This is a genomic window from Mesorhizobium sp. M5C.F.Ca.IN.020.29.1.1 (assembly GCF_003997375.1).
GTDB classification, from domain to species: domain Bacteria; phylum Pseudomonadota; class Alphaproteobacteria; order Rhizobiales; family Rhizobiaceae; genus Mesorhizobium; species Mesorhizobium wenxiniae.
Genome location: NZ_RZSW01000234.1, coordinates 1 through 9,122 on the forward strand (window position 1 = coordinate 1; position 9,122 = coordinate 9,122).

The 9,122-nt window shown below is 62.2% G+C and carries 7 protein-coding genes and 1 pseudogene; 4 read left to right on the forward strand and 4 right to left on the reverse strand.

Translation table 11 applies throughout. The features are described 5' to 3' along the window. A pseudogene (locus EOA85_RS19035) lies at positions 1-885 on the forward strand (glycosyl transferase family 39); the annotation flags it as partial. Positions 886-910: 25 nt separating this feature from the next. Next, positions 911-2,230 (forward strand): Xaa-Pro peptidase family protein, encoded by a 1,320-nt coding sequence (locus EOA85_RS19040; protein WP_127210768.1) that lies wholly within the window; start codon positions 911-913, stop codon positions 2,228-2,230. Positions 2,231-2,236: 6 nt separating this feature from the next. On the opposite strand, the gene EOA85_RS19045 is transcribed toward EOA85_RS19040, so the two are convergent. Both EOA85_RS19045 and EOA85_RS19050 read right to left on the reverse strand, forming a co-directional pair. Then, on the reverse strand, positions 2,237-3,037 hold the full coding sequence (locus EOA85_RS19045; protein WP_127210765.1) for a PhnD/SsuA/transferrin family substrate-binding protein: 801 nt from the start codon (positions 3,035-3,037) through the stop codon (positions 2,237-2,239). 83 nt (positions 3,038-3,120) lie between these two features. Then, positions 3,121-4,131 carry a fatty acid desaturase gene (locus tag EOA85_RS19050; protein ID WP_164759746.1) on the reverse strand — a complete coding sequence of 337 codons (1,011 nt, stop codon included), beginning with the start codon at positions 4,129-4,131 and terminating at the stop codon, positions 3,121-3,123. Positions 4,132-4,359: 228 nt separating this feature from the next. Here EOA85_RS19050 and EOA85_RS19055 point away from each other — a divergent pair, with 228 nt between their 5' ends. Together EOA85_RS19055 and bmt are read left to right on the forward strand one after the other, a co-directional pair. Then, positions 4,360-5,202 (forward strand): helix-turn-helix transcriptional regulator, encoded by an 843-nt coding sequence (locus EOA85_RS19055; protein ID WP_029351899.1) that lies wholly within the window; start codon positions 4,360-4,362, stop codon positions 5,200-5,202. A gap of 89 nt (positions 5,203-5,291) precedes the next feature. Beyond that, positions 5,292-6,308: a betaine--homocysteine S-methyltransferase gene (gene bmt / locus EOA85_RS19060; protein WP_127210766.1), complete on the forward strand. Its 1,017-nt coding sequence runs from the start codon at positions 5,292-5,294 to the stop codon at positions 6,306-6,308. 111 nt (positions 6,309-6,419) lie between these two features. On the opposite strand, the gene EOA85_RS19065 is transcribed toward bmt, so the two are convergent. Then, complete coding sequence (locus EOA85_RS19065; RefSeq protein ID WP_127210767.1) at positions 6,420-8,465, reverse strand: VWA domain-containing protein; 2,046 nt, start codon at positions 8,463-8,465, stop codon at positions 6,420-6,422. A gap of 2 nt (positions 8,466-8,467) precedes the next feature. Beyond that, a complete protein-coding gene (locus EOA85_RS19070; RefSeq protein WP_127210769.1) occupies positions 8,468-9,028 on the reverse strand; it encodes an RNA polymerase sigma factor in 561 nt (186 codons plus the stop codon). Between the last annotated feature and the right edge of the window lie 94 nt (positions 9,029-9,122).

Here is a 9,122-nt window from a genome sequence, read left to right on the forward strand (position 1 = left end):
AGCCTCATGCATCCTGCCGATTTGCTGGCGAGAGGCGAGAAGTTCGGAATAGACCTACAGCAGCCGCGCATGACGGCCGCGGCCACCGGCGCCGGCAAGTTTATCATGGGGACCTTCAATTTCGCTGTCTTGCCGGTGTTCGTTTCCGCGCTGGCTTTCGCGCTGACGGGGTTTCGTTTCTCCGAGCGTCACCCCAAAGCTCCGGCCAGGGAAGTTCTCTTGTGGCGTACCTTGGCGCTCGGCTTGGCCATGCTGGCGACACTTGTGCTGGCCACCGGCGTGACCGAGGTCAAGGCCCGTTGGCTGGTGCCGGTCCTGATCATCTTGCCGCTGGCGATGGCCGCCTATATGGAACGGCTTTCACCACGCGGCAGGGACGCCCAGCTCCTGGTGATCGCGGCCGGAGCGGTCATCGCCGTTCTGCTCGCGCCCGCCACTTGGTACTTCCAGATAAACGGGACCAGTGGTCTCTCGCGGATGATCCGGGTGGATTACCCGGCCCTCTATCGCCAGCTGACTGCTGACGGGCCGGTGAAAACCGCAATATCCGACGGTGCATGGGTCGGAAATCTGCGGTTGGTCGACGAAAAATTGGTCGCGCTTGACCAGGAAGTGCCGAATTTCGACAGGCTAGTGCAAGAGCCGGCTGTACTCGTCTGGCTCGACCGCGACGATCCGCGGCCGGTCATTTTGGAGCAGCTCAAAAAAGCCGGCTATGGGCCGGACGGCCAACCAAGGCAAATCATGGTTCCGCTATTGCCTAGCACGGACAAGCCTGCCCGGCCCGGCGCCTACATAAGATTGAAGAAAACGGCTGCGGAAAAAGCCACAGCGCCCGACGAAGGCGTTAGCAAAGGAACCGAGGGTGGACAGGAACCCGACTGATCGACCTCCTCGTCATCGCAAGATCATGCCGTTCGAGCCGGACGAAGCGGGCTCCACCGATGTGTTGCGCCTGAAGTCGCGGCAGAAGGCCGCTGAGCTCAACCAGCATGTGCTTGGCTATGGCGCACTGGCGGAAGCCGAGTGGCACGCCGCCGGCATTGCTGCCCCCAACCTGTCTGCCATGCGTCAATACCGGCTCGACCGCATCCGCGCCGAGCTGAAGCGCCGCGACTATGCAGGAGCCCTGCTCTACGATCCGATTAACATCCGCTATGCGACCGACTCGACCAACATGCAGCTCTGGGTCGCGCACAACCCGACAAGGCATTGTTTCGTTGCCACCGAAGGCCCGGTGGTGCTGTTCGACTATTTTTCGTGCGAGCACCTTTCCGACCACTCCGGCGTGGTCGACGAGGTGCGGCCGGCAGTGTCGTGGATGTATCTCTACAGCGGCGAACTGACCGAGCAAAAAGTCCGCCGCTGGGCGGCCGGCATCGCCGATCTGGTGAGGGAGCATGGCGGCGGTATCAACCGCATCGCCGTCGATCACATCAATCCCGAGGGCGTCGAAGAACTCGCCCGCCTCGGCATCTCGATCGGCAATGGCGAAGCGCTGATGGAAAATGCCCGTCTGATCAAATCGCCCGACGAAATCCTGGCCATGCGCCGGTCGATCGTCGCTTGCGAGGCGGCGATGGGCGAGATGGAAGCAGCATTGCGGCCAGGCATTTCCGAAAACGAATTGTGGGCCGAACTGCACCGCGGCAACATTGCGCGTGGCGGCGAATGGGTCGAAACCCGGCTCCTGACGTCAGGCCCGCGCACCAATCCCTGGTTCCAGGAATGCTCGTCGCGAACGATCGAAGCCGGCGATCTCGTCGCTTTCGATACCGACCTGATCGGCCCCTACGGTTTCTGCGCCGACCTGTCGCGCACCTGGCTCTGCGGCGACACCGAGCCGTCCATCGAACAACGCGACCTGTTTCGCATCGCCGCCGACCAGATCGCCCACAACATCCGCCTGATGCAGCCGGGCATATCCTTCCGCGACCTTGTCGAACGCTCGGCGGTGCCGCCCGGAGATTGTTTCCCGGCGCGCTACGGCGTGCTCTATCACGGCGTCGGCCTGGCCGACGAATACCCGACGCTGCCGCATGCGATCGATTGGACTGAAGACACGCCCGACGGCGTGCTTGTGTCAGGCATGGTGCTTTGCGTCGAGAGCTATATCGGCCGGCTTGGCGGTCACGAGGGTGTCAAGATCGAGGAACAGATCCTGATAACTGAAACCGGCAACGAGCAGCTTTCGAACTATCCGCTCGACGAGCGGCTGCTCGGCGGCTGATTGTTGTTATGCGAGTGCCGCGACAGCCTCGCGCAACGCCACCACGATTTTCTCCGGTGTCGATCTGGCGGTGATGAACGGCAGGCCCTTGCGCCGCCTTGTCCAGCCGACCACCGCCACCGCTTCCGCTGCAGGCTCGAAGCGCTGCGCCAGCGCCCAGCTCAGGCAATCGATGGCGGCGACATCGGCCCTGCCCTCGGCAATTGCGACGATCGAGGCACGGTGGCCACCGCTTTCGCTGCGCTCAGAGAAGATGTCGAGGCTTTCGCCCAGCGCCTCCAGGTCACGCGTCAGCCCGACGATGCCCGACATGGAATCGAGGCTGTTGAAGGTAAAGTGCTTGCCACGCAGGATATCGAGCGGGATGAGAGGGCTGCCGTCGGCCGGTGAGCCAATCGATGGCGCTTCACCTGCCCGCATCACGATGGCGCTCGAATAGAGTTCGCCCTGCCCGCCTTCGAAAGCATCGTAGCTCGGCTGGCCGATCACCTGGACATGCTCCGACAGGCCGGTCTCCATCGGGCCCCAGCAGGTCTGTGCGAACAGCAGCGCCGGATGCAGCCAGAGGCCATGAAAATACAGTTCGCCCGGCGGCAGCGTCGCCGGATCGGGCGCGATGACCTTTCCAGCGGCGTCGCGGATGCCGCCTTCCACAGGCCGTAGATCGGCATTGAAGCGAGCGATGGTCTGCGGCGCGTCGATGCCTTTTTGCCGGAAGGCATCACGCAGCCGCGCCCATTGGGCATCGACCTCGCTCCGCATTTCGGGCCAGTCGTACATCGGCAAGGCGGCAACGAAATCGCTCATGCCGGGATTTTGATCGTTACGCTGAGAAACTGACGAGACCATTGACGCGCACCTGGGCATCGCCGCCGGCGATGCCACAAAATTCATTCTTTCGGCGGCTCGGCGGGCACCGGCGCACTGCCAAGCCCATTGAGGCTGCGCGCTCTGACGCGCGGCTTGAACGCCCGGCCCGGTTCCGGCGTGCGCCGCAGCACCGGGTGGACGATCGGCTCCTTCGCCTTGAACGCATAAGCCTTGAGAAGCGCCAAATAGTTCGGATAAGCGTAGCCATTGTTCATCCGCAGCCACTCGTCACGGCGCTCGCGAAACAGCTTCGGCAGCCGGTACCAAGCCACCGTCGGGCTCTTGTGATGGACGAAATGCAGATTGTTGTTGAGGAACAGGAACGACAGCGGCGAACGCTCGACGATCACCGTGCGGCCTTCCGGATGCTCCGACCATTGGTGCTCTGCGAAGGTGCGGATCGAGATCAGCGATTGGCCCAGCCACACCGGAACCAGGATGTAGAGCCATAGCGGGATGCCGAAGCCGAACTGCACGACCGGCAGCACCACGGCGAGGCCGACGGCGTGCAGCAGCCATGCCTTTCGGATCATCTTGTCGCCGGCGAGCACCTGCTTGGCATCGTCGATGAAGAAGCCGATGCACGACAGCCATGGGCCGAGAATGAGACGGCCGATCATGGTGTTGTTGATCTTCAGCAGGAACTTCATCGCCGGCGGCAATTCGTCATGGTGCCACAGCGCCTTGTAGTAGCTTTCAGGATCGTCAAGCGGATCGGTCAGCCGTTCGTCGGCATGATGGCGCAGATGAATGGTCTTGAACCGACGGAACGGCCAGACGAGACCGATCGGCAGGAAGACGAAAGCTTCGTTGAGCTGCGCATTGCGAGTCGGATGGCCGTGCAGGACTTCGTGCGCCAGCGAGGATTGCAGCGCGGCCATCAAGGCCAGAACGACGAGCGCCAGCAGCGGATAGGACGGCCACAGGAATAGGCCGGCTGCAAGCCAGGTGCCGTAACAGAAAAACGCGAGAAACACGGTCGGCCATTCGATGGCCGGTGCATTGCGTCGTCTGTTATTCATGCTCGTCATGGATCGACCACTGCCCTTCCAGTCGCCGGAATCGTTTTGATTCCTGACAGCATTCTGTCAGGAGCATCGAGATGCCGCAACGCGACAAGGCGCACAAAATGTTGCGATTGCGCATTTTTAGCCGCAGGCGTTATAAATTGTAAACGAACTGGAGGATTCATTTACGCCTAAACTGCCACTTTAGCGGATTCGGCGGATTTTTTTCCTCCCAACGGCCGGAATGACGATATGGACAAACGCGACCTATCGACGATCTTCCGGGAGCGCCTGAAAATGCTCCTGACACGATCCGACTTGAACCAGTCCGCTTTCGCGACGGCGGTGGGCATCGATCGTTCGGCGCTTTCGCAGCTGCTGTCCGGCGCCTCGACACGCCTTCCCCGCGCCGAAACGCTGCTCAACATTGCCGCCGAATTCAAAGTGTCGCTCGACTGGCTGCTCGGCCTCAGCCAAGACGAAGGCGTCACCGGTGAAATCCGCGAGAGCCTGGAGATCGAGGAAGCGCCCGACGGTTTCGACCGCACGCTGCTGGCAAGATGGCATGCCGAGGCCGCCGGTACGAAAATCCGTTACGTGCCGGCCGGTATTCCCGACCTTCTGCGCACCGAGGCGCTCGTCGACTACGAGGCTGGTATCGCCAACAAGAGCCGCGAGGCCCAGGCCGGTGAGACGCAGTACCGCATCGACTACAACCGGCGGCCGGAAACCGACATGGAAGTCTGCATGCCGCGCCACACGCTGGAGATCTTTGCGCGCGGACTGGGCGTCTGGGACCGTTTTCCTGAGGCCGACCGCCACCAGCAGCTTCTTCACATGGCGACGCTGCTCGACGACCTTTATCCCACCTTCCGCCTGTTTCTCTATGACGGACGGATGCGCTACTCGATTCCCTACACCATATTCGGGCCCTATCGTGCCGCCATCTATGTCGGCGACATGTATCTGGTGCTGAACGCGACCCAGCCAGTTCGCACGCTGACCAGCCATTTCGACAATCTGATCCGCGCCGCCGACATCAACGCGCATGAGGCGGCCAGCTTCACGCAAAGGCTGGCGGAGATGCGATTTTGACGGCTTGTCTATCGCGCCGACATTGACGCCATATAAAGATTTCTTTATATCCTTATCTCGACAAAGAATCCCCGGAAGGCGTATTTCCAATGACCAATCCAATTGACGCGCTGCTTGCTGAGAAGGGCGTTCTGCTTGCCGATGGCGCCACCGGCACCAATCTGTTCGCCATGGGGCTAGAGGCCGGCGAGGCTCCAGAGTTGCTGAACGAGACGGCGCCGGACACCATCACCAGTCTGCACCAGAACTTCGTCGATGCTGGCGCTGACATCATCCTGACCAACTCCTTCGGCGGCACCCGCCACCGGCTGAAGCTGCACCATGCGCAAGGCCGCGTGCATGCGCTGAACAAGCGCGCCGCCGAGATCGCCCGCGCTGTCGCCGATAGAGCCGGCCGCAAGGTCATCGTGGCGGGCTCGGTCGGCCCGACCGGCGAGTTGCTGGTGCCGCTCGGCGCGATGACCTATGACGAGGCGGTCGAGGCCTTTGCCGAACAGATCGAGGGCCTGAAAGCCGGCGGCGCCGAAGTCGCCTGGATCGAGACCATGTCGGCGCCGGACGAAATCCGCGCCGCAGCCGAAGCCGCGATCCGCGTCGGCTTGCCCTATACCTACACCGGCTCCTTCGACACCGCCGGCCGCACCATGATGGGGCTGTTGCCGAAGGACATCCACGGCGTCGCCGATGGCTTGTCGCAGGCTCCGCTCGGTGTCGGCGCCAACTGCGGCGTCGGCGCCTCCGACATCCTCGCTTCGCTGCTCGACATGACCGAGGCGAAGCCGGAGGCCACGGTGATCGTCAAGGGCAATTGCGGCATTCCGGAATTTCGCGGCGCCGAGATCCATTATTCCGGCACGCCCGAGCTGATGGCCGACTATGTCAGGCTGGCCGTCGATGCCGGCGCAAAGATCGTCGGCGGTTGCTGCGGCACCTCGTTCGCCCACCTCGCCGCAATGCGCAAGGCGCTCGATGCGCATACCCGGTCGGATCGCCCGAGCATCGAAAAAATCGTCGAGCGCATTGGCCCGATGCGCAACAAGCAGGCCACAGTCAACACCGTCGAGACCAGCGAAGCCCGCCGCGAGCGCCGGCGCACCCGCGCCTGACAAATGTTGAAAAATGCAGGTAAGGTTTCCCTGCCGGCCTGCTCACCCGCCCGTGGGTCGGTTTCCACTATCCGAACGATCCCATCTGACGAAAATCGGACGTCATCACCATTACCGTTTACCGCCAAGCGCCGAGGCAAGGCGCACCAGCGAGAGGAACTCGGACCGGTACCCAAACGGGTCGGCTCCCCGGGCGGCGGTGGCAATCTCCATGATCTTGTCATAGCCGAACTTCGCGGTCGCATCCTCGTCGCGCAGCTTCTGGCCGAAGGCAGCGACGGCAATGGAGAACCGCTGGTCGGTGCTGGCCTGGTCGAAATCAGCCACTTCGTTGGCTGATGTCACCGGTGTGGTGATCAGCTTCGAGGCATCCTCGTTCGGCAGCTTGTAGCGGATTTTCACGAAGGCATATTCGTCGGCGTTGGCGACGCCGCCATTGTTCACCGAAGCCTGGCCGTAGCGCAACTGATCGATCTGCTCGCCGCCGCTGCCCTTCGGCGTGATCTCGTAGATCGCGGTGACCGAATGGCCGGAGCCGATCTCGCCGGCATCGACGCGGTCGTTGTTGAAATCCTCGCGATTCAAGGCCCGGGTCTCGTAGCCGATCAGCCGGTATTCCGAGACCTTGTTCGGATTGAACTCGACCTGGATCTTCACGTCCTTGGCGATGGTGAACAATGTCGAGGACGCATCCTCGACCAGCACCTTCTCGGCCTCGGCCAAAGTGTCGATATAGGCGGCGGTGCCGTTGCCGTTCTGGGCGATGGTCTGCATCATCTGATCGTTCAGATTGCCGCGACCGAAACCGAACACCGACAGAAACACCCCGATCTTGCGCTCTTTTTCGATCAACCGCTTCAGATCGTCGTCGTCGGTCTGGCCGACATTGAAATCGCCGTCCGTGGCCAGCATTACGCGATTGATCCCGTCGTTGACGAAGGATTTCTGCGCCAGCCGATAGGCTTCCTTGATGCCCGCCTCGCCGGCCGTGCTGCCGCCGGGCGTCAAAGTGTCGATGGCATTGAGGATCTTGTCTTTCTCCGAAATTTTCGTCGGCTCGAGGACGGTGCCGGCATCACCCGCATAAGTGACGATCGAAACCGTGTCGTCGGGCCTCAGCCTGTTGACCAGAAGCCGGAAGGCCGATTGCAAGAGCGGCAGCTTGTCCTGCTCGTTCATCGAGCCCGACACGTCGATCAGAAACACCAGATTGGCTTTGGGCTGCTCGGCCGGCTTGGCGTCGAAACCCTTGATAGCGACATGCATCAGCCTGGTGTGCTCGTTCCACGGCGTCGGCATGACGCTGACGGTCGAGTTGAACGGGGTCGAGGCAGAGTCCGGTCCTTTCCAGTCATAAGGGAAGTAGTTGATCATCTCCTCGACGCGGACTGTGTCGGCTCGCGGCACAATACCTTCCCTGAGCGAACGCCGCACGAAGGAATAGGAAGCGGTGTCGACATCGATCGAAAAGGTCGAGACCGGGTCTTCGAGCGCGGCACGCACCGGATTGCTCTTGAAATCCTCGACGCGGTCGCGATTTTGCTCCGGCAGCGGCATCTGGTCGGCCGGCATAGGCGGTTGTACCATCAGTTTGGACTCGGCTGTTGTGCCGGCCATACCCTTGACCGCTGGGGCGCTTGCGCCGCCGTCCTGTGCGAACTCGCCGCTCGGCGCCGGCGGAGGCGCATTGCTGGTCAGCGCACCTTGCCTTGTCAGGCCGCCGGCGGCAGCCGACTCTGGCTTCGGCAGCGATGCCGGCGCAAGCGCCTCGGCTGCGTCGCGGCTTTCGGCGTCGGCATCGGCTTTCTTCCTGGCCACTGGTTTGTCGGCCAGCGTTTCGGCGATCTTCTCGTCGCCACCGGAATGGAATGGCCGCTCCTGCAGCATGTAGATGGTGGCGTATCCGGCTATCGGTAGGGCGACGAGCCCGGCAATGGCCGGAGTGACGACGAGTTTCTTTTGCATGATTTCGCTCCAGAGCTTTTGTGCTCGCTCTGTAAGACGAAGCCCTTTCGCCGATCCTTGGGCGGCGGGTGAGGTTTTTTCGTCCAGGTCGTAAGCCCGCATGGCGGCCTCGAAGGCACGCGCCTTCGCGTCGGTACCCGGTGCCGGTGCTGCGATGTCGCGCAGTCTGTTGAGTTCGTTGTCGTCGACCATGATCACACTTCCCCGGCTGAACGCATGAGCGTCTTCAACCGTTTCTTCGCTTCATGGATGTGCCAGGAAACCGTCGTCTCCGAGATGCCTATCGCCTCGGCGGCGGCTGCGTGGCTGAGCCCTTCGCCATAGACCAGCAGCACCGCGTCGCGCTGCTTGTCCGGCAGCATCCGCACCGCCGCCCAAAGCGCCTCGGCCGGATCTTCGGGCTCGGCCGGGGCTTCTCCCGTGATCAGCTCGTAAGCTCCGTAGGCTTCGATCTTGATCGTCTCGCGGACCGTCTTGCGCATCACGTCGCGTGCCGCATTCAGCGTCATGGTGTAGAGCCAGGTGGTGAAGGCGCCGCTGCCATGATAGTCGCGGATCGCCCGGCCGAGCCGGACGCAGACTTCCTGGGCGATATCCTCGGCGTCGGCCTTCTTCCCGCACCAGCGATATGCGGCGCGATAGACGAATTCATAGTGCCTTTCGAGCAATTTGCCGAAAGCCCGCCTGTCTCCGCCCTTCGCCCGCCCGATCAACTCGGCGTCGGAGGCTTCGCTTTCATCCAGCATCATCGCCATCATTTGCCTGTTGGACGAAGGCTAGTGGCGGTTCCTTGGGGGTGGTGGAAAGAAAAGGACAAACCGCCTTCGAGAACACCAACCACGGGTGCTC

What these genes read in the sequence shown, in the direction of transcription:
- EOA85_RS19040 (WP_127210768.1), top strand. Translation starts at nt 911, where the DNA reads ATGCCGTTCGAGCCGGACGAAGCGGGCTCCACCGATGTGTTGCGCCTG.
- EOA85_RS19045 (WP_127210765.1), bottom strand. Translation starts at nt 3,037, where the DNA reads ATGAGCGATTTCGTTGCCGCCTTGCCGATGTACGACTGGCCCGAAATG.
- EOA85_RS19050 (WP_164759746.1), bottom strand. Translation starts at nt 4,131, where the DNA reads ATGACGAGCATGAATAACAGACGACGCAATGCACCGGCCATCGAATGG.
- EOA85_RS19055 (WP_029351899.1), top strand. Translation starts at nt 4,360, where the DNA reads ATGGACAAACGCGACCTATCGACGATCTTCCGGGAGCGCCTGAAAATG.
- bmt (WP_127210766.1), top strand. Translation starts at nt 5,292, where the DNA reads ATGACCAATCCAATTGACGCGCTGCTTGCTGAGAAGGGCGTTCTGCTT.
- EOA85_RS19065 (WP_127210767.1), bottom strand. Translation starts at nt 8,465, where the DNA reads ATGGTCGACGACAACGAACTCAACAGACTGCGCGACATCGCAGCACCG.
- EOA85_RS19070 (WP_127210769.1), bottom strand. Translation starts at nt 9,028, where the DNA reads ATGGCGATGATGCTGGATGAAAGCGAAGCCTCCGACGCCGAGTTGATC.